The organism is Herbidospora sakaeratensis (assembly GCF_001570525.1).
Classification (GTDB): Bacteria; Actinomycetota; Actinomycetes; order Streptosporangiales; family Streptosporangiaceae; genus Herbidospora; species Herbidospora sakaeratensis.
This window is the reverse complement of the sequence record NZ_BBXC01000014.1, coordinates 133,395-153,724: the sequence shown is the minus strand read 5'-3', so window position 1 is coordinate 153,724 and position 20,330 is coordinate 133,395. Positions and strand designations below refer to the sequence as shown.

Here is a 20,330-nt window from a genome sequence, read left to right as displayed (position 1 = left end):
TGGGACGATGCGACCCGGGATCGGCGTACAGAGGAGCAACCATGGCGGTCGCATGGGGAGCGGTGCGGGGCCGTGTCGTCTTCGACAGCAGCCTGCACCCGCTGTCCCGGGAGCAGCAGTCCACCGGCTTCTCCTGGACCGGCACCCGTTCGGTCCTGGTGACCGACTGGCCGGCCGTCTACGTGCACGACACCGGCGGCCTCGGCAACCCGGTCGTCTCGGTGCTCGACCCGGCGACCGACCCCGACGCCTCGATCAGGCTCGTCGACGCCAGCACCCGCCTGGTCGCCGACCTCCGGCTGCGCGGCCAGACGCTCTCGCTCACCTCGGGGCCGCTCGACCCGGCCGCGCTGGCCGCCCTGACGGGCCTGCACGGCCGCCTCGTGCCGGACGCCGCCGCCGCCGACTTCATCAGCCCCTGCGCGGTCTCGATCACCCCGCACTACGAGGACGAACCGGGCGAGGCCGCCGCCGAGTTCGCCGCCTACACCGTGGTCGCCGGCGGCCGGCTCCAGCTGCGCGACCGGGGCGAGGTGCCGCTGGAGTGGCCCGTCAACCGCGTCAAGGCCACCCCGCTGGGCGCGAGCGCCGTCGAGCTCCGCGGCGGCGCGCTGCACGACGGGCGGTTCCTCAGCGGCGCGACCCTGCATCTGGCGACCCCCCTCGTCCGGGACGCCTTCCTCCGGGTCGTCCAGGCCGCCGCCCAGGCCGGTCCCCAGACGGTCGGCACGTCGGCCCCGGTGACGATCCGGGGCCTGACGACCGGCCGGAGTCCGGTGCGGGCCGACTGCGTGCTGAGCGACGACGCCCTGGAGTTCCAGTCGCCCGACGGCCGTCAGGTGCTGGCCGCCTTCGACCTCGCCGACCCCCACCTGCGGGTCGCCGGTTCGGCCGAACGTTTCGTGGTCTTCAGCCCCGCGCACGGGCCGGTGGCGGTGACGTGCGGCTCGACGACGTTCGGCCAACGTTTGCACCGGCACGCCGGGCTCCGCGCCGCCGCCGAACGCACCCTGACGGCGGGCGTCCTCCCGGCCGAGTTGTCCGACGGCCGCCCGGTGGCCTTCGCGTTCGCGGCCGACGGGATGCGGGTGCGCGGCCCGGAGGTGAGCCTGTCCATCGCGTACGCCGCGATCCGCGGCGTCGAAGGCGACCCCGCCGCGCCGCGCCCGACCCTGCGGCTGACGACCGAACGATCCGACCTCACCGTCGTCGCCCAGCCGGAACTCATCCAGGCCCTGCACACCGAGATCCGCACCTGGAGCCACCTCGACGCCACCGCCGACCAGATCCCCGACATGCTGCACGCGGCCGCCGGGCTGGAGGAGGATTACCTCCTCTACACGATCTTCGGCCCCTTCTACGAGCTGCACGCCGCCCTGCTGGGCGAGACCGACGGCCTCTCGACCCCCGTGACGCTGCCGGACACCGCCGAGGGCCGCTCCCGGCTGGCCGCGGTCCTGCAGATCGGCCTGGTCGAGCTGCAGCGCCACCTCGACCAGGTGGCGTACGTCCTGCCTGCCTTCGTGCGCCACCGCGACGCCGTCCTGCTGGCGACCGACGAACCCGAATGGCTCAAACAGGGCGAGGCCGCCCTCCGCGGCGCGCTCGCCCCCACGCAGCGCGCCGCGGCCGAGACGGGTCAGCTCGCCGCCCAGGTCTCCCGGCTGATCGACCTCGACCCCGACGCCCTGCCGAAGGTCAGCTACACGGGCGCCGCGCTGACCCTGGGCGCGGCGGCCCTGGTCAACCCGGTGTTCGCGGTGTCGGGCCTGTCGCAGGCCTACTCGGCGCGCAGCCAGGGCGACCAGCGCAAGAGCCAGGTCACCGCGCAGTCGGAACGCGGCTGGGCCGCCGTCCTCGACCGCTGGAACTCCCTGGTCTCCAGCTCGTTGCCGGTCCTCTCGTACGTCGTCACCGAGAACGTCTTCCCGCTGCGCTGGGCGGCCGCCCGCCGCCTGGCCGAGACCGCCGCCCTGCCGGGGGTGGCCCGCCGCCTGGCCACCCTCGACGTGCTGCGCCGCTACCCGTCGGGCCCGGGCATCCGGCTCCGGCGCGGCCAGATCGCCGACCACCTGCGGAGCACCCGCGACACCCTGCCGACCCCCCGCTTCGCCGACTTCTGAGGACCCGAGATGAGCCTGTTCTCCAGCCAGTTCGACCGGGCCCGCCGGCTCTCCGCCGCCTACGCCGGAGAGCCGGGCGAGACCCGCTTCTGGACGCCGGCCACGATCGGCGCCGCCGCCGGACTTGGCGCCGCCGTGATCCTCGCCGTCGACCCCGACCAGACCGCCGCGTTCGGCGGCGACGGCGGGCACGGGGGCGACGACGGCCCCTGGTCGGTTCACTCGGACTGGTCGGACGCGTCCATCGGCGGCGACGGCGACTTCATGTACTTCTCCGACGGCGACGTCAGCTTCACCGTGGGCTGACCGGGCTGTAGTTCTGCCCGACGGGCCGCCCCGGGATCGGCCGGGCGATCAGCGCCACGGGGACGAAGAAGCAGATCTGCCCGATGGCCACGGTGAGCGTCCAGAGCGCGTGGGCGTCGTAGTGCGCGGCGGCCCGCGCGAACAGCTCGTCCGAGACGCCGGGATCGGGCGCGAGCACGGCCTCCACGAGTTCCAGCGCCACCCGCTCGGCCTCGGTGAAGTAGGGCGCGTCACGCCAGGACGCCACGGCCGTGATGCGCTCCTCCGGCTCCCCGGCCTCGCGCAGATGCCCGGTCTGCCGGACGGTGTGGTAGGTGCTCCCGGCCAGCTGCCCGGCCCGGAGATGCATCAGGTAGACGGTACTGTCGGGGATCGTGCCGTTGTGGACGGCCTTGCTCATGCCGGCGGCGATCGCCCCCATGCCGGGGAAGTACCGCATCGGGTCGGGCAGGCGCGACTGAAGTTCGGTCATGCTCACCCGACGAAGTGGCGGCAGGAAACGTCAGGCCTCACATTCCGGGCGGCTGTCTCGTCGAGTGGGGTGAAGGGGGCGAACGTGACAGTCGAACTGAACGAACGACGACATCTGATCAACCTGTCCTACCGGCTCCTCGGCTCGCTGGCGGACGCCGAGGACGTCGTACAGGAGACCTATGCGCGCTGGTACGCGCTGCCGCCCGACCGGCAGGAGGCCATCGTGTCACCGGGCGCGTGGTTGACGACCGTGGCCAGCCGCATCTGCCTCGACCTGCTGGGCTCGGCCCGGGTCCGGCGCGAACGCTACGTGGGCGAGTGGATCCCGGAGCCGGTGCCCGACCAGACCGACGACCCCGCCGACCGGGTCACCCTGGACGAATCGGTCAGCATGGCGTTCCTCGTCGTGCTCGAATCGATGACCCCCGCCGAACGGGTCGCGTTCATCCTGCACGACGTGTTCTGCCACTCCTTCGCCGAAGTGGCCGAGATCGTCGGCCGCACCCCGGCCGCCTGCCGCCAGCTGGCCTCTTCGGCCCGCCGCCGCGTCGCCGCCACGCCGTCGGCTCCCGCGCCCGAGCGCGCCGAGGTGGTCAGGGCCTTCAAACGGGCCTGGGAGTCCCAGGACATCGAGGCGCTCGTCGCCCTGCTCGACCCCGGCGTGACGGTCACCGCCGACGGCGGCGGCCTGGTCGACGCGGTGCTGCGGCCGATCGAGGGCGTCGGCCAGGTCGTGCGCTACGCCGCCGAACTGGCCGGCAAGCTCCCCGGCCTGACCCTGGTCGAGCGCACCGTGAACGGCGAGCCCGGCCTGGTGATGCGCCAGAACGGCGTGACGGTGACGGTGCTGGCGTTCGACGTGGCCGATGCGCGCATCACCCGGATCTGGGCGGTCCGCAACCCGGAGAAGCTGCGGCCATGGTGACCCGGACCCTCATCGCCGTGCGCACCCTGGTGCTCCTCATCGCGCCGATCACGGCCGGCCTGCTGCTGACCACGCCGAGCGGGCTCGCCCTGCACAGCGCGTCGGCGTACACGATGTTCGGCGTCGCGGTGATCCACGTGATCGTGACGATCGCGCAATGGCGCCCGGGCGGGGCCTCCCCTCAGCCCATCCTGTACGCCACCCTCTTCCTCGCCCTCACGCTCGTTCAGGTGGCCTTGGGAATCGCGGGCCTGACGGTGGCCCACATCCCGCTGGGGGTGCTGATGTTCGGCCTCAGTCTCGTGCAACTCAGCAGAGCCTGGTCCGGGCCTTCCGGCTTGAGCACCCGATAGATCCAGCGGCTCTCCGTCGTGCCCAAATGGAGATTTGCCACGAATTCGAGCACGTAGACGCTTCCGACGCGAAGAACACGACACCCGCGTCGGCCTCCCACCAGTCGTCGGGCCATTCGGGCGTCTCATCCCAGCACTCCAGCCGCACCGACGCGGTCACCGCCCCGGCGGACGCCGAAACGTATATAACGTCGTCCGCCGAGGTTTCCTCGCTCACGTCCTGGACGTGGAACATGCCCTTGTCCAGGCCGATCAGGTCTTCGCCGCTGTCGAGAAGAGGCACCTCTTCGAACTCATTCCGGTCGGGTCAGGCGATCCAGCAGGCGTCGTGCCAGTGGCGGGGTCGACGAACTCGATCTCCGTCTCCGGGTCGGCCCGGAGGAGGTGCAGAGCCGTCCGGGCCGTCACGCGGTCGGCCGCGCGACGCCGCCGGTGCGACTCGGCCGCCCAGCGGGCGATCGACGGATCGCCGTGGACGCGGGCGGAAAGCCGGATGACGACCGTGCGGGTGGACATCGTCCGGCGATGCTTCGGCCGGACGTGGTGAATCGTGGGGGACATGCGCGGCCTTCCGGCCCCGCCGGTCTCTCTCGCATGGACCTAGGAGTCGGCGCCGGTGCAACGACCGCTCTTCAGAAACTCCGCTGGCTCTGCGCGTTGAGTTCGGTCATCTTGACGTTCTTGGCCGGATCGGTCAACGGATCGTTGATCTCGAGAATGTCGAGCCCCTTGGTGATGTCGCTCGAATAGATGAACCCGTTGTAGTAATAGGCCGACCACGACCCGCCCAGGCTGAGCCCCGGCCGCAACGGACCCCGCTCGAAATAGCCGATCTCCCGCGCGTTCGCCGAATCGGTGAAGTCCCAGACCGAAACGCCGCCCTGATACCAGCCCTGGACCATGACGTCCTTGCCCTTGACGGGAATCAGCGACCCGTTATGGGCGACGCAGTTCTCGTCACCGGTCTGCACCCGGGGAATCTTGAAATAGCCGCGCCGCTCAAGGGTGTTGTCCGGCGTCAGGTCGTAAATGGCGTTCGCGCCCTCCTGCTCCCCGGTCTCCTTGTCGCAGGTCGCCGAGATGCCGCCGCCGAGCTCGTCGCTGAACACCAGTTTCGTGCCGTCGTTGTTGAAGGTGGCCGAATGCCACACGGCGAAATTCGGGTCCTGTACGACCTGGAGAACCCGCGGCAGCAGAGGATTGGAGATGTCCATCAGCACGCCGTCGCCGAAACAGGCCCCGGCGGCGAGCTTCCGCTCGGGATAGACGGTGACGTCGTGGCAACCGCGCGGGTTCTCGAACTCCGAGTCCTCCGTGACGGGCCGCTCCCCGAACACCGGCGGCCGGGCGGCCACCCGGGCGGTCTCGGGGGCGTCCACGGGCACCTCGATGACGTCCATGGCGGCGTGCGGCGGCGGACAGGTCTCGGAGTCGGGCACCGGCCCGGAGGAGGCGACGTAGACGTACACGGTCTGCTCACCCGGCAGCACCGCATGGGTGTGCGATCCGCACTCGGTACGGATCGAGGTCACGTACTTGGGCTGCTTCTTGTCGGAGACGTCGAAGATGCGCACACCCTCCCACGACCCGGCCGCGCCCTCTTCGCCGTCTTTGGAGGCGCACGATTCGTTGTCGCGGGGATAGTCGACGGAAAGGAAGAGCAGATCCCCGGTGACGGAGATGTCGTTCTGGCCGCCCTCGCAGACCGTACGGGAGACAACAGAGGGTTTCTCCGGGTCGGAGATGTCGACGATCGTGAACCCGGCATAGTTTCCGACGAACGCGTAATCGCCCTGAAAGGCGAGATCGGTCCCCCACGCCTCGTCGCCGTCGAAAGGCGCCTCAAGGGGGACGTTCGCGACGACCCTGACGTTGTCGCTGTGGTCGATCGCGTCGACCGCCAGCCCGGACGCCGACGCCGACGCCGGAGCCGGAGAGGAGACCGCCGCCTGCGGGGACACCTCAGGGGGAGGCGTGTCACCACCCGGAGAACACCCGGTCGCTAAGAGGGCCACCACCAGGACGCCGAAGATCCGCCTCATGGGGGAACGCTATGGCACGGAAGGCCCGGTTACGTGGGGAATGCGTAACGGTTTACGAGCTCCAGAGCATGTTGGTCAGCTCTTCGTCGAGATCCATGAAGTCGACCTCACGCCCGGCCGGCACGAGCTCGTAGGTCCGGTGGAGGAACTCGGTCAACGGAGCCAGCGGCACCTCGAACAGCGCCTGCCCGAACGGCGAGGTCAAGCTGATGTGGAGCGTGCGCTCCCCGTCGGACCGCGCCGGCCACACCTGGACGTCACCGTCACCCACCCGCCGGACGATTCCCACGGTCAGCAACTCGCGCGCGAAGATCCATTCGACCGGCTCGTCGTTCCCGACGTGGAAGGCCATGCGGATGGCATAAGGATCTTCGGCCGTGTAGCTCAACCCCGCGAGCAGCGGGACGGTCGTGCGGTCTGGGACGACAAGCCGAAGGCCCAGCTCGGCAGAGACGGTGGTGCTGTTCATCGTCAGCCAAACCTTTTCGTCGTCGGGACCCCCTGCGGGGCTTTCACTGCTCAGACGGACCACGTCCCGAGCTATGACGCGGAACGAAGAAACCTTGCAGGGAAGATTCCGCCGTCGGGCCGTTCTGTAACGCACAGCACAGCCAGACATTTTGGCATCTACCTGCACAAACACCATAACCAACCCGGTGTTTGCGATGGTTTTGCGTGTCCTCCGAGACGTGGATGGGCTTCAGGTGGTGCTTATTGGTCGAGTGTGGAGCATCACGATGCTATGCCAACAGACCGCCACGCCGCCCGTTCCTGGAGAACCTTTCGATGACGATGCGGGGACAGACCCGAGACACGGCGGGGACTCCAGGGGTTGGACGGCCCCCGAACCGAGCTTCGCTTCGCGTGGAGGGGGCGGAGTGCGGTATGGTTCTTGCTGTCGGGCCCCGCAGGGGAACGATCATCCCGGGCGATTAGCTCAGCGGGAGAGCGCTTCGTTCACACCGAAGAGGTCACTGGTTCGATCCCAGTATCGCCCACTCTGGAGAGGGAGACCTGTGGTCAGCGGCTTCGCCGCTTTCCCCGGGTCTCCTTCGTCGTTTACACGGGGGGACGACCCCCCGAGCCCCCCGATGCGAAGGGGCTGTCGCCCCCTCGCGCTCCCCCTGGCCGCTTTGCGGCCCTGCGTCGCTTCGCTCCGGGTCGCTCTCGCTCCTGGCGAAGGGCTTCGCCCCTCGCGCTCCCTGGGCAGGCCTCGCTTCGCTCGGGGGGTGCTCGCTCCGCTCGGGGAATCCAATCGCTTCGCCTCATGCGTTGGAACTTGCCGGCGAAGGGCTCCTTATGGATGTCACGGCTAGGGACATCCGTTCGCAGAGCCCGATCGACCACTCAGCCTGATGTGGGGTAGGACGACCACTCTGATCTCCTGAGTCCCTAGTTGAACACCATCCACCATTACTCGGAGTCGATCAATGTCTCCGGCGATGCCAAGACACATGGCTTCTTGCAATGGATCACACGTTGCTGTTCTGCGAGGCTTACGTGATCTCATGGGAGATCTCGAACTGAAGCCACAGAGAACGCCGCTTCTCTCGAGGAGGCGCCTCATGCCCTCTCACGACGGACATCCCCTGGGGCCCGCTGAGATCTAGGCTCCAGGCGACCGGTTCAAGGTCGGGGCCAACGACAAGGCTGCAGGTGAACAGATCGCTTTGCAGATCTGATGGTTCAGCTCTTCTTCACGGGTCCAACGACTCTCACCCGGCGGCCACGCGCCAGGTGTGCGGCTCTTCGGCCGATCCCGGCCCGCACCGCCTCCGCGGACGGCCCTTCAGTGAGCTGAACCATCGAGTAGTGCCCCTCCAGACCTGGAATGCCTGCCCTGCCGTCCACGCGTCGCTGTAGCACTCAGCGAGGCGTCCCTGCTTGCTGAGAACCGTTCGCCGAATCACGTAGATCCCCCCTGCCCGGCACAGCTCGAACGAGGTCGTGAAGTGCTCATGGCAAGTGCTCTCAAAGGCGTTGGTCCGCGCGGTCACAGGTTCGGAGGCAAGGAAATGGCTTCGAACTGCTCTCCGGCCTGCGCAGCGCATTCCTCTTGCGCGGCGGGTTGCGGCTGGTTTCATCGCTGTCGACGCCCGACAACCCTGAGCATCACTACCGCTATGACCCGGCGAAGAGCGACGCGTACGTGGCGACGACACTGTCATGGCCCGGGGAAATCGGAGTTCAGGGCGGGCGTCGGCCTTCCTTTCGTGGTGGGAGCACTTGTTACGAGTCGATACATGGAGGCGGTGGCTTAGGGGTCTATATTCTAGTTGTATTTTGGCTACTAGTTCTGATGTCCATTCTATTAATTCAAAGAATCGTCCCATATCGACGACTCAGGATGATTCTTGCGGAGGGAGTCAGTCGCTTGAGTGTTTACGAAAAGAATCGGAATTCGGCTCGACAGGGGGTGCTATCGTCGAGCAGTCCGTGAACGAGTATGCCACTAGTGGATTTAACTACTGACTCGACGTTGTGGAGTTCCATGATTGCTGTTTGGCGCGATCGGAAATTAACTTGTCGGCATACTGGAGCCGCACACTGCCCCGTATGCGCCTGCGAGAAAGATGTGCATGATCCTGGACTGTAGGCCAGGAGTGTAAATATCTTATGTCTGACTAAACTAGCCGGAGAGTTCGCGACGGAAAGCGTTAGGGAGCGCCTCATAGTCGAGCGGTACGCCGATCGGAACGCTCGGCTCGTTTTCAGCTATTTCCACGATCCGTTTCGCGAACTCCAATGATGCTCGCTGGTACTGTGCGCGCCTTGACGGGGTTTTGGTCAACCCGTAGAAGCCCTGGTCGTGGTAGATGACGCCCAGGCGGGAATGGGAGAATTGAATGGCTCTCGCAACCTTCGGCAGACTATCCGCATGCGGTGCTGGTGTCCACAGTGCCGGGAGTAGGGCTGGTGGACGGTTCTCGGCATCGGATATCGCATGCAGACGCGCTTCGAACGCTGCCCACTCTTTGCCGCACCGTTCGCTGTCGAAAAGTCGTGGCGAATAGAGGGGGACGAAGATCCGGCATGTTTCCAATGCATGCGAAGTGCTTTCGGTCCAATCGGAAAAACTGAGATATCCGACCTTCGAAAAGTCGGTGATGTTGGTGTATTCGAGGACGTTGTCGCAGATGTCTTTGAATAATTTCATGACCCATCGATTCGCTTTTTTGGCTTCGGCTGGGTCGGCGGCTTGTGTTCCCGCGTGGCTCAGGAAGAAATAGGGGCCAGGTGCCCTTCGTGGGTGGGAGACGTCCGGCTGGGTGAGTGGGCTCGCCGGAGTCGATGGAGCGGACTGATTGTCATGTTCCTCGAGCTCTCGTTCGAGTTGGCGGCACCTTTCGGTTAGTATCGCCTCGTTCTCGTGAGCGCGGCGGAGTCGCGATTTGAGGGTCTTGATCTCCGACTCCAGACGATTGCGCTGGGCGTGCAACTCCCTGATCTCCGCGTCCGCATCGTCCATCTCGCCTTGGGTTCGGACCCGTTCGGAAGCCCATGCCTGTTCCAGCTGTCGTGAACGTATTGTGAGGTCGTGGACCTGTTGGTTGCGATGTCCGAGCGCGTCCTGAAGGTCCTTCCGTTCGGCCTTGACCTGTTGGAGTTCCGTCAGCGCGCCATCCATCTCGTCGCTGAGTAATTGGATCCTCTGGGTCAACGGCCCCTGGGCCAGGATCGCGGCCGCATGTAGTTTGTGGATGTGGTAACGGACCTCATCCGTCACAGGATGATGCAAACGCCGCGTCGCCTCTGCCAGCATCTCGTCCACCATCGCCCGCTCGGGAACTCTGTTCCCGGAAAGCCATCGGGACACGTCGGCCTTGTTGCGCCGGTGTCGAATCGCGTACTGGCCGAGAGTCATGTCGAGAGAGAGGAAGATCCGCCGCAGCGCATCGGCGAATGCGTGGACCCGATGGTCCAGTTGCGGAGAGAGCGGCTGTAACTGGCCGGGCTCACGTGGCCCCGGCGGATCTGCGGATGTCACGGTCTCAGTGTGGGGCATACGGAGCCCGGATACCTGAAAGAAGTGTTGTCAATCATCGCAACAGGCTGTTTCCCGATAGTGCAACGGTTCCCGTTCGTGTCTTCATGGAGCATCGACACATAAGGGAGACCGAAATGCAAGAACGGGATGCTCTGCTCGTGCTGGTCGGCACAGTGATCGCAATTGCGGTGATAGGTGGTCTCACCGCCGCCGGTGGGGTCGCCTGGCCGCTGGCTCTGGTGGCCGGTCTGACCTCCGGTGGCGTCACGTTCGCCTACCTTTGGAACCTGCTCAGCCGTCATCGATCGTGAATTGGGCGCTTCTCCTTCACGACCTGCGACGCCAGTCTCGCTGGCCGTCTTACTCGAAATTCTAGGTCTCGCCCCGCTGGGACAGTCGGAATCGATGACCCGCATCAGCGTTGGTGAGTAGGTCAGAGGAAGAACCCCAGAGCCATCCTCGGGAGCCACTCTCTTAAGACTCCATCAAACTCTCGATGACCCCACCGGAGTCTTCTCCCAGGTGAGAGGCCACCCGATCGACTCCCATCGACGTCCTCAGACGGGCTGGTCTTCCTTCACACCGAAGAGGTCACTGGTTCGATCCCAGTATCGCCCACTCTGGAGAGGGAGACCTGTGGTCAGCGGCTTCGCCGCTTTCCCCGGGTCTCCTTCGTCGTTTACACGGGGGGACGACCCCCCGAGCCCTCCGATGCGAAGGGGCTGTCGCCCCCTCGCGCTCGCTGGACAGGTGTCCCGTCGACGGCGGGGTGGCCTGGAGCTGAATCGGCTGTCAGAGAGGGGTGCCTGCTGGCCAGTGGTCCACGTGGTCTTGGATGGCTTCCACCAGTTCGGCGATGCCCTTGTTGGTGTCCAGCGGATCTGAGTCGTTCGTTCGGTACAGCGTGTTGGTCAGGATCGCCACGCCGAATCCGCCGATTCGCTGCAGAAGGGAGCTGCTGCCCCACAGGTTTCCGGTGTGGCTCCAGTTGGAGCCGTTGACCACCCAGCCGCAGGCGTAGCCGTTCGAGTTCGGCAGGCCTGAAGGCGTGGTCATGTGCGTGATCCGGGCGGGGTCGAGGATGTCGGGTGGGGTGGCGGAACCGTCGACCCTTGCCAGGAAACGCAGCAGATCGGTTGCCGTGGCCAGCCAGCCGCCGTGCGCGTCCATGCGGGTCACCGGGATGCCGTAGGGGTTCCGGCCGTTCTGGTCGTAGTAGACGACCTCGCCGGGACGCCGGTCGGCCAGGGTGTCGCCGGCCAGTTCCATGTCGTGGATGCCGCACGGAGCCAGGATCTCCCGCTGGACGTAGGACTCGTACGACTCACCGGTCACCTCCTCGATGACCCGGCCGAGCACGCAGTAGCCGAAGTTGGAATAGGCGTAGTTCGTGCCCGGAGCGTGGTTCAGCGACCGGTTGGCCAGCACCCAGGAGATGAGCTGCCGGTGGTTCATGGAGGTGTTGGCGAACATCGGATCGTCGGGGAGGTAGGGCCAGCCGCCGGAGGAGTGCTGGAGCAGGTGCTGGACGACGATGTCCTTGGCCCGGGGGTCGACCGGCGTGCCGTAGTCGCGCAGATGGCCGTCTTCCCCGAAGACCAGGTCGATCGTGGTGAGACGGTTCTCCGCCACGAGTTTCATGACGGCGGCGGAGGTGATCGGCTTGGCCACGCTGGCGATCCGGAACCGGCTCGCGGTCGTCACCCTCTCGCCGGTCACCCGGTCTGCCGCGCCGTACCCCTGAGCGTGCACCAGACGCCCGTTCATGCTGATCGCCAGCGAGAGCCCCGGCACGTCGTGGAACTTCATGAACTTCTCGACCAGGGCGTCGATGACCGGGGCGGCCTCACGCTTCTCCCAGACGGGGCAGAACCGCTGGACCGCGGCCGATCCGAGACCGGCGGAGAATCCTCCGACCGACACCAGCCGGTACTTCTCCCGACCGTAGTGCTGGGCCTCGGCTTTGAACGTCGCGACGTCGATGCCGTGCCGGGTGGCGAACGGCCGTCCGATGCTGCGTCGCCAGATCGAGGTGAAATAGTCGTGATGGGCGCCGGCGGAATTCGGCACGCTGAACCCGATGACGCGCACCGGACGGTAGTGGTCGTGGTCCATTCCGTCGAAGATGTTCTGGTAGTTGAGGGCGGACACCTGTGGCTTGATCCAGTCCCAGCGGGTGTCGTATCCGGGCCACCCCTCGAAGACGACGGAGCAGAAAGGTTTGTTCTCCAGGCGGTATCCGCTGATGTCGACGGGAACGAAGCCGTTTCTTCTGTGGTCCGAGACGAGTGTGTAGAGATCGGCGAGCCCGATGACGTGGAACGACGTCCACATCGGGTGCCCCGCTCGCCTCTCCTTCTCCCAGACGGTGGCGAAGTAGGCGTTCGTGCCGACGTTGTAGCCGTTGACGATGACAGGCCGGTATCCAGCGGCTTTGCGCTGATTGTAGACGGTCAGATAGTTCGCGAAGGGAATCGAATGGTCCGTCCACCGCTCGGGGCCTGATCCGCTTTCCCAGATACCCGCGTAATACGCCTTTCCGGCGATCTCGTAGCCGCAGACGTCCACGATTCGCAGGCCCAGGGTTTCGACGTAATGCTTGTAGGCATCACGGAACTGATCGTAATTGAGATCCCACCGAGTGACGTTACTCACCGAGCACCCCCGTCGCGCTATTATGCGCCTTATACCCGAGGTGGGCACGTTCCTATCCCTGCGTCTGTGAGCGCAAAACGCAATCAATTGGGTTATTTTCCGCGTGTTTGAATGAGCCGCAACGCCCGGTGCCGCAGCCTGCTCTCCGCACGCGACGATCCGCCTCGCTGCCCCGCGTCAGTGCCCCGCGTCGCTGTCGCTCCGGGTCGCTCTCTTCCGGCGAAGGGCTCCGCTGCTGCAAGACGGACCCGGCGGGAATGAGCCGTAGAAGGTCAAGGCTTCAATCTCGGGGAGCCAATCGGGAGCCAATCTCGCTCCGATTTCCACGAGTCCGGCTCCCGCAAGGCCGTTGTTCCACCGTGGCTGCGTTAGGTGAGGCCGGTGGCATGACGCGGGCACCGAAGTCGAGGGCGAACGGGGAACGGGCCGACCTTCGTCGCATGCTGGGGACCGTCGACCGTCCGTCGCCGTTCAGGCTTGGCTGCTCTTGCGGCGTCGGGATCTCAGCAGCACGAACAGCCCGAGGAGCGCGGCCGCTGCCGCCGTGCCCGTCGCGACCGTGACCACGGCTGTGGTCACGCCGCCGCCCGAGGCGGTGAAACGCAGTCGCGTGGTCTGCTGTCTCGCGGTGTAGAGCGTCTGGGTCGGGGTGGCGGGGGTCTCCGCGGTGAGCATGGTGCGGTAGTTCTCGTCCAGGTCGGTGAGGGCGCTCACCGTCACGTCTAGGTCGACCGCGGGGGCGGGGCAGTCGAAGGTCAGGCGGGCGCCCTGGGCGACCAGTTGCTCCAGTGACTCCAGTTTGCCGGGGCAGCGTTTCCCGCTCTGGGCCACCGTGATGCGGCCGAGCAGGTAGTCGTGGACCGCCGCCGACCGTTGCAGTTTCTGCTCTCCGGTGAGGGCGGTGGACACCGGTCCGGTGGCCGGGTTCTCGAACGCGCCCAGTGACTGGCCCAGGGCCACCCAGTCGTCCTCGGCGGCCAGCCACGAGATGGCCACCTGGGAGCCGTCGACGCTGATCCGGGCCGTCGACGGCGGGCCGAAGGGGTGCGCTGCCGCAGGGGTCGCGGTCAGCGTCGTGACGGCCAGCAGGGCGGCGGTCAGGGCGGTTCGGAAGGTCACTGGGGGCTCCTGTTGGGACGGGCGGGCCGGCGTGGTGCGCCGGCCCGCCCGTGACACTGCTACTTGACGGTGATCACCGGGCTGGTGATCTGCTGGGTGGCGCTCTCCAGGTACACCCGGTAGGTGCTGTCCTTGTCGAGGTCGGCCGGGAGCTTGAAGCCGTACACCAGCTTGCCGAGGGCGTCGGCGGTCTGGGTGCCGACGTAGATCCGGTTGTCGACCGTGCCCTTGGTGCGGACCAGGTAGACCTTGACCTTCTCGGCGGGGTTGAAGCCGAAGGCGGTGGCGGTGAGCTGCTCGCCCGGGGTGACGCTGGTCTTGTCGACGACGACCTGCTCGCCGGTGTTGCCGGTGCCGAGCTCGGTGACGGTGCGCTCGCCCGCGTCGTTCTTGCGGATGACGAAGCCGTCGTGGTGCTCGCCGTTGGCGTAGCGGGCCTCGAAGCGGATCTGGTCCTTGTCGACGTCGATCATCTGGTACAGCTGCGTGTTCTCGCTGGTGCTGATGACCTCGGCGCCGTTGCCGGTCCAGTTCACGCCGCCGTTGAGCTCGTACATCTTGCCGCCGGAGACCGACACGACGTACGAGACGCCGTTGTGGGTGGTCGCGGACTGGCGGGCGGACTTCAGGTTGCCCCGGCCGTACGAGTGGTCGTGGCCCTGGAGGACCAGGTCGACGCCGTACTTCTCGAACAGCGGGGCCCACTGGGCGCGGACGACCGGGTTGTTACGGGTGCCGGTGTTGGAGTAGACGGGGTGGTGGAAGGTCACCACGGTCCACTTGTTGGGGTTGTCCTTGAGCAGGCCCTCCAGCCAGGCGGTCTGCTTGGCCATCAGCTCGGGGATGGACTGGACGTTGGTGTTCAGGCCGATGAAGCGCACGCCCTGGTAGTCCACCCAGTAGGCGGTCTTGGCGATGTTCTGCGCGCTCGGGTAGTCGGACCAGGCGGGGCCGTTGTCCGGGTAGGGGAACTGCGGGACCCAGAACGACGACAACGAGGCGCCGCTGTACTCGTGGTTACCGGTGATCGACAGGTTGTTGACCTGGCTGTCGATGAAGCCGCCGGCCTTGAACCACTGGCCCCACTGCTCCTCGCTGTTGGCGGAGTCGATGAGGTCGCCGGCGTTCACGATCATCTTGGCCTGGGGCCGGTCGGCGAACGCCTGGCGGAACACCCGCGGGACGGCCGAGTCGATGTAGTTCTGCGCGTCGCCGTAGTAGATGAAGGAGAACGGCTGGAAACCGGCCGCGGCGGTGGTGAAGTCGTTCCACTCGCTCCAGTTGGCGCCGTCGCCGACGCGGTAGGTGTACCGGGTGGCGGGCTTGAGGCCGGTGAACTCGACCGTGTGGTAGGTCGAGGCGTAGCCGAGGGTGGTGTTGACCGGGGTGCTCGACTGCGCCTTCACATTGCTGACGGCGCCGGCGGCGGGGGCGACCTCGCCCAGCGCGCGAGGCGACTCCAGGATCTCGGCCTGGGCGAACTCGGCGGTGGTCTCGGCGCGCCAGGTGACCTTCTGGGACGACGAAGGCGTGGCGGTCGGGGTCAGGATGACCCGGTCGGGCACGGGGGTGGGCTTGTGGATCTCGGCGGCGGGGAACTTCGGCGGGGCCGCGGCGCCGAACGCCATCGGGCTGAAGGACAGACCGCCCACGAGCAGCGCGCTGGCGCCGATCACGATTTTGGCCTGCCGGGTCCGCAGGGACCAGGGTCGGGTGGCGTCACTCACGTCGAGCTTCACTCCTGAGGAAGGGACTTCCCCCCACCGAGGGGCACGGTGGGATGTCCGAAATCCACGCAGAGCCGGTTGACCGAAGATCGGCCAGAAGCTTGCCGCCAAATGAACTGACGATCTCCACCGCACCGTTGCGAGGAACCGTCATCCCTGCTCCGCGCGGCCGACACCCGCCGTTGAGGTGATATTTCACTTGGGCCACCAGCCTGAGGGGCCAGCATGATCAGCCGTCAGGACAGGTGCCGATGACCGTTCCGTTCCGCCTTCTGACGATGGCGCCGGCCGTCCTGGCGCTCGGCGCGCTCTTCGTCGTCCCGGCCCCCTCGGCGGTGCACAAGGGGGACGACTTCATGACCCCGGAGACGACCGGGGTGCTCAGCCTGGAGCCGGGCGAGTGCTTCACCGACCCGGAGTACTCCCCCGCGGCGGGCGAGGAGGTCGTCCTCTACACACCCTGCGACCAGCACGCCGACAACCAGTCCTACGGTTTCGTGCACGCCGACGACGGGCCCTACGACCGCGCCGCGCTGGCCGCGTTCGGCTGGAGCAGCTGTAAGCGGGGGTTCACGCACTACTGGCCCGGCGAGGCGGGCGCCGAGCTGGACTTCTACCCGATCCTGCCGACCGCCGAGACCTGGGCCGACGGCGACCGCGACGTCATGTGCGTGGTGTACGACCCCCGTGGCGAACTGACCGGTTCCCTGCTGCCCCGGGCCTGACCCCCGGCGTGGCACCCCCTCGGCCTCCTCCCCGTCGGCGACGATCTTGCTTGTGGACGTCATCGGCGCCGGTTTCGGGCGGACCTGCACCCTGTCTCTGAAAGAGGCACTCGAAATCGTGGGTTTCGGTCCCTGCTATCACATGCTCACGGTCGTCGAGGAGCCCCGCCGGGTCCGCGACTGGCTCGACGTGGGCGACGGCGAGAGCGCCGATTGGGACCGGATCTTCCGCGGGTTCCGGTCGGCGGTCGACTTCCCGGCCGTCTCCTACTGGCGTGAGCTGGCCGACCACTATCCCGGGGCCAAGCTCGTGCTGACCGTCCGGGATCCCGAGCGGTGGTACGAGAGCGCGCGGGCGACGATCTTCCAGCACACGGTCGACGTCGACGAGCCCGAGTCGTGGTGGCGGCGGGCGCTGCACCGGCTGGCGCTGCGGCGGGTGCCCGAGATGGCGCTGTTCCCGAAGATGGCCAAGGCCACGGTGGCCGACCAGGTCTTCGGCGGGCGGATCGACGACCGGGACCACTGCGTCGAGGTGTTCCGGCGGCACATCGAGGAGGTCAGGGCTGCGATCCCGGCCGACCGGCTGCTCGTGTTCGAGTGCGAGGAGGGGTGGGAGCCGTTGTGCCGGTTCCTCGGCGTGCCGGTTCCCGGCGTGCCGTTTCCGCACGTCAACGATCGCACGCACTTCAACCGAGGACAGCCCTGGCGGGATCTGCGGATGGTGCTCCGAGGGCGTCGGCCGGGAGGCTGACGGTGAACGTCGCGCCCTCGCCGGGGGCGCCGGCCACGGTCAGGACGCCGTCGTGGCCGTCGACGACCTCCTTCACCAGGGCCAGGCCCAGACCGTAGCCCTGGCTCTCGGTCACGTGGCGCAGGAAGAGGCGGGCCGGGTCTCCGGGGGCCAGGCCGGCGCCGTCGTCGGCGACCGTCAGGCTGACGCGGTCGGCGGAGGCGGCCACGGTGATGGTGATGCGGCCGCCGGGGGCGGTGTGGGTGAGGGCGTTGTCGACCAGGGCCGACAGGACCCGGCGCAGGGCGGGGGCCGCGCCGCTGACGACCGTCGGGCCGTTCGCGCGGTGGACCTCGATGGCGACGCCGCGCGACTCGGCGCGGGCCGACTCGGCCTCGGCGAGGTCCTGGGCCAGCAGGGCCAGGTCGACGGGGCGGCGCAGGCGGTCGCTGAGCAGCAGGTCGTCGACGACCTCGCCGAGTTCGCGGGTGCCGGTGACGAGCCGGTCGACGTCCTCGACGGGCAGTTCGCCGCGCCGCATGCGGACCGAGACCAGTTGGGCCCGGGTGTGCAGGCGGGCGAGCGGGGTGCGCAGTTCGTGGCTGACGTCCTCGGTGAAGCGGCGCTGGCGGGCCAGCGCCTCGCCGAGCGGGGCGATGGCGCGGCGGGCGATCACGTACCCGATCAGCACGGCGGCCAGCAGCGATACGATCTCGGCGACGACCAGGGTGTGCAGCAGGCGGTCGCGTTCGGAGATCTGGTAGCGCAGGTCGAGCGCGGCCTGGCGGATGACCTCGCCCCGGCGTTCGGTGTGGATCAGGTACTCCAGGCCGCCGAGTTCGGCGCGCTCGACGCGGACGCCCCCGTCGCGCTCGACGCCTCTGATCCCGGCCAGCCACGGGAGCGTGTCGGGCGCTCCCGGCGAGCGGCGCAGCGTGCCGCCCTCGACCTCCACCAGCCACAGGCAGGGCGGCGGGCTGGTGATCAGGGCGCGTTCGACGGCCACCCTGACCTCGCGGCGGGCGGCGGCGTCCTGCTGGCCGGCCATCACGCCGTAGACCAGGCCGCCCATGATGAGCAGCAGGACGGAGATCGTGCCGGCGGTGCGCAGGGTCACCCGGCGGCGGGCGCGGCTCAGCAGCGCGTTCACAGGCTGCCCAGCCGGTAGCCGACGCCCCGGACCGTGCGGACCACGCCCGAGCCGAGTTTGCCGCGCAGGTAGTAGACGTATGTGTCGACGATCGACTCCGTCGTCGCGCCGTCGAAGACGCCCCGGCGCAACGACGCCCTCGTGTGGACGTGCCGGGGACGCACCGCCAGCGCGCGGAGCAGGCGGCACTCCTGGCCCGACAGCGGCACCTGCGCGCCGTCGGGCAACCACACCGCCTGCGCGCCCAGGTCGAGCCAGGCGCGGCCGAGCGGGAGCAGTTCGGCGTGGTCGGTGTGGCGGCGGGTGAGCGCCCGCACGCGGGCCAGGAGTTCGTCGATCTCGAAGGGTTTGACCAGGTAGTCCTCGGCGCCGGCGTCGAGGCCCGTGACGCGGTCGTGCACGCTGCCGAAGGCGGTGAGGAACAGCGCCGGGACGGTGACGGCCCGGCGCCGCAGGCGGCGGATCAGGTCGAGGCCGTCGAGGGCGGGCAGCCCCCGGTCGACGACCAGGACGTCGTAGGCCCGGCTGAGCGCCAGGTGGAGGCCGCGCTGGCCCTCCGCGGCGTGATCGACCTCGTAGCCGTGGTCGGTGAGGATCTCGACGAGGAGCGCGCCGAGTTCTCGGTCGTCTTCGATGAGCAGCAGCCGACGTGCCACGGAACCAAAGTGTCACTCCTGTCACCGAAGCGCCAGAGCCCGAAAAACACCACCTGCGGTTCTGCCGGAAAATAGGTGAAAGTTACACCAACTGGTCCTCCCGTTCCGGGTCCTTCTCCTCCAGGCGGGCCGGCAGGGCGAGCTGGTAGAGGGGCAGCGCCCCGGCCGTGGTGATGACGGCGACCAGGACGAGCATCGCGAAGACCTCCTGGCCGATCATCCCGTGGGCCAGGCCGATGTTGATGAAGATCAGGATCATCAGGCCCCGGGCGTTCATCAGGGCGCCGACGGCGTACGACTCGCGCCACGAGAAGCCCATCGCCTTCATCGAGACGGCGCAGCCGAAGTACTTGCCGACGAAGCCGGCCAGCAGGATCAGCAGGAAGGCCAGCAGCATCGCGCCGCCCGCGATGCCGTCGAGGTGGGTGTTGAGGCCGGAGAAGGTGAAGAACACCGGCAGCAGCAGGGTGGAGACGACCTCCATCATGCGGCCGTGCAGGGCCTCGCGGAACTTCGGGTCGCGGGGCATGGCCAGGCCCGCGATGAAGCCGCCGAACACGGCGTAGACGCCGATCCAGTCGGTCAGCCAGCCGGCGGTCAGCGGGACGAGCACGACGACGTACATCATGGTGGGGCTCAGGGTGCCCGTGGCGGCGAAGCGGGCGCCGAGCGGGCGCAGGAGCGGGGCCACCAGTTTCAGCATGACGACGGCGAACAGCGCGGTCAGCGCGATCGTGCGCAGCGCGCCGCCGCCGCCGGTGTCGAGGTGGAGGGCGGTCAGCACGGCCAGCAGGCACCACGCCACCGCGTCGTCGACCGAGGCGGCGAGCAGGGTGAGCCGGCCGATCGGGGAGTTCTGCAGGCCGCGTTCGTAGAGGATGCGGGCGAGCATCGGGAACGCGGTCAGCGACAACGCGCCGCCGACGAAGAGGGCGAACTCCCACCTGCTGGTCTGCCCGGCCGACAGGGTCCCGTACAGGATCAGGCCCGCGCCGAAGCCGAGGGCCAGCGACGGCAGGAAGCCCGACACGGCCAGCACCCCGGCCCGTCTGACCTGGGCGGGGCTGCTCGCGCTGTGGTCGAGGCCGGCCCCGACGAGGAACATGTAGAGGGTCAGGCCGATGGTGCTCAGGACGTACAGGATCGGTTTGATCTCCGACGGGAACAGCGCCTGCTGCGCGCCCGGGAACACCCAGCCGAACAGGGTCGGCCCGAGCAGCACGCCCGCGACCATCTCCCCCAGCACACGGGGCTGGCGCACCATCAGCGCGAGCCGCCCGCAGATCGCGGCGGCGACGAGGATGACGACCAGCGCGGGCAGCACCTTCAGCACGAGTTCGAGATTGGCGTCCAT

General features: G+C 67.8%; 18 protein-coding genes and 1 tRNA gene. 8 read left to right on the top strand and 11 right to left on the bottom strand.

Annotated elements, in window-relative coordinates:
- Window positions 1–41: 41 nt before the first annotated feature.
- Together AW271_RS23385 and AW271_RS23380 are read left to right on the top strand one after the other, a co-directional pair.
- Window positions 42–2,123: a hypothetical protein gene (locus tag AW271_RS23385; protein ID WP_062339674.1), complete on the top strand. Its 2,082-nt coding sequence runs from the start codon at window positions 42–44 to the stop codon at window positions 2,121–2,123.
- Between the two features lie 9 nt (window positions 2,124–2,132).
- Window positions 2,133–2,429, top strand: a complete 297-nt coding sequence (locus tag AW271_RS23380) for a hypothetical protein (protein ID WP_062339672.1) — start codon at window positions 2,133–2,135, stop codon at window positions 2,427–2,429.
- Here the strand turns inward: AW271_RS23380 and AW271_RS23375 are convergent.
- On the bottom strand, window positions 2,416–2,901 hold the full coding sequence (locus AW271_RS23375; protein WP_062339670.1) for a carboxymuconolactone decarboxylase family protein: 486 nt from the start codon (window positions 2,899–2,901) through the stop codon (window positions 2,416–2,418). The two genes, AW271_RS23380 and AW271_RS23375, sit on opposite strands and share 14 nt — an antisense overlap.
- An 84-nt stretch (window positions 2,902–2,985) precedes the next feature.
- Here AW271_RS23375 and sigJ point away from each other — a divergent pair, with 84 nt between their 5' ends.
- Both sigJ and AW271_RS23365 read left to right on the top strand, forming a co-directional pair.
- Window positions 2,986–3,828 (top strand): RNA polymerase sigma factor SigJ, encoded by an 843-nt coding sequence (sigJ, locus tag AW271_RS23370; protein WP_245653165.1) that lies wholly within the window; start codon window positions 2,986–2,988, stop codon window positions 3,826–3,828.
- On the top strand, window positions 3,822–4,181 hold the full coding sequence (locus AW271_RS23365) for a hypothetical protein (protein ID WP_062339666.1): 360 nt from the start codon (window positions 3,822–3,824) through the stop codon (window positions 4,179–4,181). Before sigJ ends, AW271_RS23365 begins: the two co-directional genes overlap by 7 nt.
- A gap of 252 nt (window positions 4,182–4,433) precedes the next feature.
- Here AW271_RS23365 and AW271_RS23360 read toward each other — a convergent pair whose 3' ends face one another.
- From AW271_RS23360 to AW271_RS23350, 3 genes are all read right to left on the bottom strand, one after another.
- On the bottom strand, window positions 4,434–4,697 hold the full coding sequence (locus AW271_RS23360; RefSeq protein WP_157554546.1) for a hypothetical protein: 264 nt from the start codon (window positions 4,695–4,697) through the stop codon (window positions 4,434–4,436).
- A gap of 116 nt (window positions 4,698–4,813) precedes the next feature.
- Window positions 4,814–6,223 (bottom strand): LVIVD repeat-containing protein, encoded by a 1,410-nt coding sequence (locus tag AW271_RS23355; RefSeq protein ID WP_083977113.1) that lies wholly within the window; start codon window positions 6,221–6,223, stop codon window positions 4,814–4,816.
- 52 nt (window positions 6,224–6,275) lie between these two features.
- On the bottom strand, window positions 6,276–6,692 hold the full coding sequence (locus AW271_RS23350) for an SsgA family sporulation/cell division regulator (protein WP_061295511.1): 417 nt from the start codon (window positions 6,690–6,692) through the stop codon (window positions 6,276–6,278).
- A gap of 457 nt (window positions 6,693–7,149) precedes the next feature.
- Here AW271_RS23350 and AW271_RS23345 point away from each other — a divergent pair.
- A tRNA-Val gene (locus tag AW271_RS23345) sits at window positions 7,150–7,221 on the top strand.
- A gap of 1,631 nt (window positions 7,222–8,852) precedes the next feature.
- On the opposite strand, the gene AW271_RS40085 is transcribed toward AW271_RS23345, so the two are convergent.
- Window positions 8,853–10,211 carry a TIR-like protein FxsC gene (locus AW271_RS40085; RefSeq protein WP_157554544.1) on the bottom strand — a complete coding sequence of 453 codons (1,359 nt, stop codon included), beginning with the start codon at window positions 10,209–10,211 and terminating at the stop codon, window positions 8,853–8,855.
- Between the two features lie 134 nt (window positions 10,212–10,345).
- Between AW271_RS40085 and AW271_RS40080 the strand changes: the two genes are divergently transcribed.
- Window positions 10,346–10,522, top strand: a complete 177-nt coding sequence (locus AW271_RS40080; RefSeq protein WP_218008154.1) for a hypothetical protein — start codon at window positions 10,346–10,348, stop codon at window positions 10,520–10,522.
- 481 nt (window positions 10,523–11,003) lie between these two features.
- On the opposite strand, the gene AW271_RS23340 is transcribed toward AW271_RS40080, so the two are convergent.
- The 3 genes from AW271_RS23340 to AW271_RS23330 form a co-directional block, all read right to left on the bottom strand.
- A complete protein-coding gene (locus AW271_RS23340) occupies window positions 11,004–12,914 on the bottom strand; it encodes a serine hydrolase (protein ID WP_157554540.1) in 1,911 nt (636 codons plus the stop codon).
- A gap of 423 nt (window positions 12,915–13,337) precedes the next feature.
- Window positions 13,338–13,985 (bottom strand): hypothetical protein, encoded by a 648-nt coding sequence (locus AW271_RS23335; RefSeq protein WP_062339658.1) that lies wholly within the window; start codon window positions 13,983–13,985, stop codon window positions 13,338–13,340.
- Window positions 13,986–14,044: 59 nt separating this feature from the next.
- Window positions 14,045–15,712, bottom strand: coding sequence for a purple acid phosphatase family protein (locus tag AW271_RS23330; RefSeq protein ID WP_083977143.1), 1,668 nt, complete (start codon window positions 15,710–15,712; stop codon window positions 14,045–14,047).
- A gap of 251 nt (window positions 15,713–15,963) precedes the next feature.
- On the opposite strand from AW271_RS23330, the gene AW271_RS23325 reads away from it, so the two are divergent.
- Both AW271_RS23325 and AW271_RS23320 read left to right on the top strand, forming a co-directional pair.
- Window positions 15,964–16,437, top strand: coding sequence for a hypothetical protein (locus tag AW271_RS23325; protein ID WP_062339656.1), 474 nt, complete (start codon window positions 15,964–15,966; stop codon window positions 16,435–16,437).
- Between the two features lie 52 nt (window positions 16,438–16,489).
- The gene (locus AW271_RS23320; RefSeq protein ID WP_062339654.1) at window positions 16,490–17,191 is read left to right on the top strand and encodes a sulfotransferase family protein; all 702 of its coding nucleotides are present in this window, start codon (window positions 16,490–16,492) and stop codon (window positions 17,189–17,191) included.
- Here AW271_RS23320 and AW271_RS23315 read toward each other — a convergent pair.
- The 3 genes from AW271_RS23315 to AW271_RS23305 form a co-directional block, all read right to left on the bottom strand.
- The gene (locus AW271_RS23315) at window positions 17,127–18,320 is read right to left on the bottom strand and encodes a sensor histidine kinase (RefSeq protein WP_062339652.1); all 1,194 of its coding nucleotides are present in this window, start codon (window positions 18,318–18,320) and stop codon (window positions 17,127–17,129) included. The two genes, AW271_RS23320 and AW271_RS23315, sit on opposite strands and share 65 nt — an antisense overlap.
- A complete protein-coding gene (locus AW271_RS23310; RefSeq protein ID WP_218008153.1) occupies window positions 18,317–18,976 on the bottom strand; it encodes a response regulator transcription factor in 660 nt (219 codons plus the stop codon). Before AW271_RS23310 ends, AW271_RS23315 begins: the two co-directional genes overlap by 4 nt.
- A gap of 82 nt (window positions 18,977–19,058) precedes the next feature.
- The gene (locus tag AW271_RS23305; protein WP_062339650.1) at window positions 19,059–20,330 is read right to left on the bottom strand and encodes a cation:proton antiporter; all 1,272 of its coding nucleotides are present in this window, start codon (window positions 20,328–20,330) and stop codon (window positions 19,059–19,061) included.

Coding starts and splice junctions, on each gene's coding strand:
- AW271_RS23375 (WP_062339670.1), bottom strand. CDS start 2,901: ATGACCGAACTTCAGTCGCGCCTGCCCGACCCGATGCGGTACTTCCCC.
- AW271_RS23325 (WP_062339656.1), top strand. CDS start 15,964: ATGACCGTTCCGTTCCGCCTTCTGACGATGGCGCCGGCCGTCCTGGCG.
- AW271_RS23380 (WP_062339672.1), top strand. CDS start 2,133: ATGAGCCTGTTCTCCAGCCAGTTCGACCGGGCCCGCCGGCTCTCCGCC.
- AW271_RS23360 (WP_157554546.1), bottom strand. CDS start 4,697: ATGTCCACCCGCACGGTCGTCATCCGGCTTTCCGCCCGCGTCCACGGC.
- AW271_RS40080 (WP_218008154.1), top strand. CDS start 10,346: ATGCAAGAACGGGATGCTCTGCTCGTGCTGGTCGGCACAGTGATCGCA.
- AW271_RS23350 (WP_061295511.1), bottom strand. CDS start 6,692: ATGAACAGCACCACCGTCTCTGCCGAGCTGGGCCTTCGGCTTGTCGTC.
- AW271_RS23305 (WP_062339650.1), bottom strand. CDS start 20,330: ATGGACGCCAATCTCGAACTCGTGCTGAAGGTGCTGCCCGCGCTGGTC.
- AW271_RS23355 (WP_083977113.1), bottom strand. CDS start 6,223: ATGAGGCGGATCTTCGGCGTCCTGGTGGTGGCCCTCTTAGCGACCGGG.
- AW271_RS23365 (WP_062339666.1), top strand. CDS start 3,822: ATGGTGACCCGGACCCTCATCGCCGTGCGCACCCTGGTGCTCCTCATC.
- AW271_RS23385 (WP_062339674.1), top strand. CDS start 42: ATGGCGGTCGCATGGGGAGCGGTGCGGGGCCGTGTCGTCTTCGACAGC.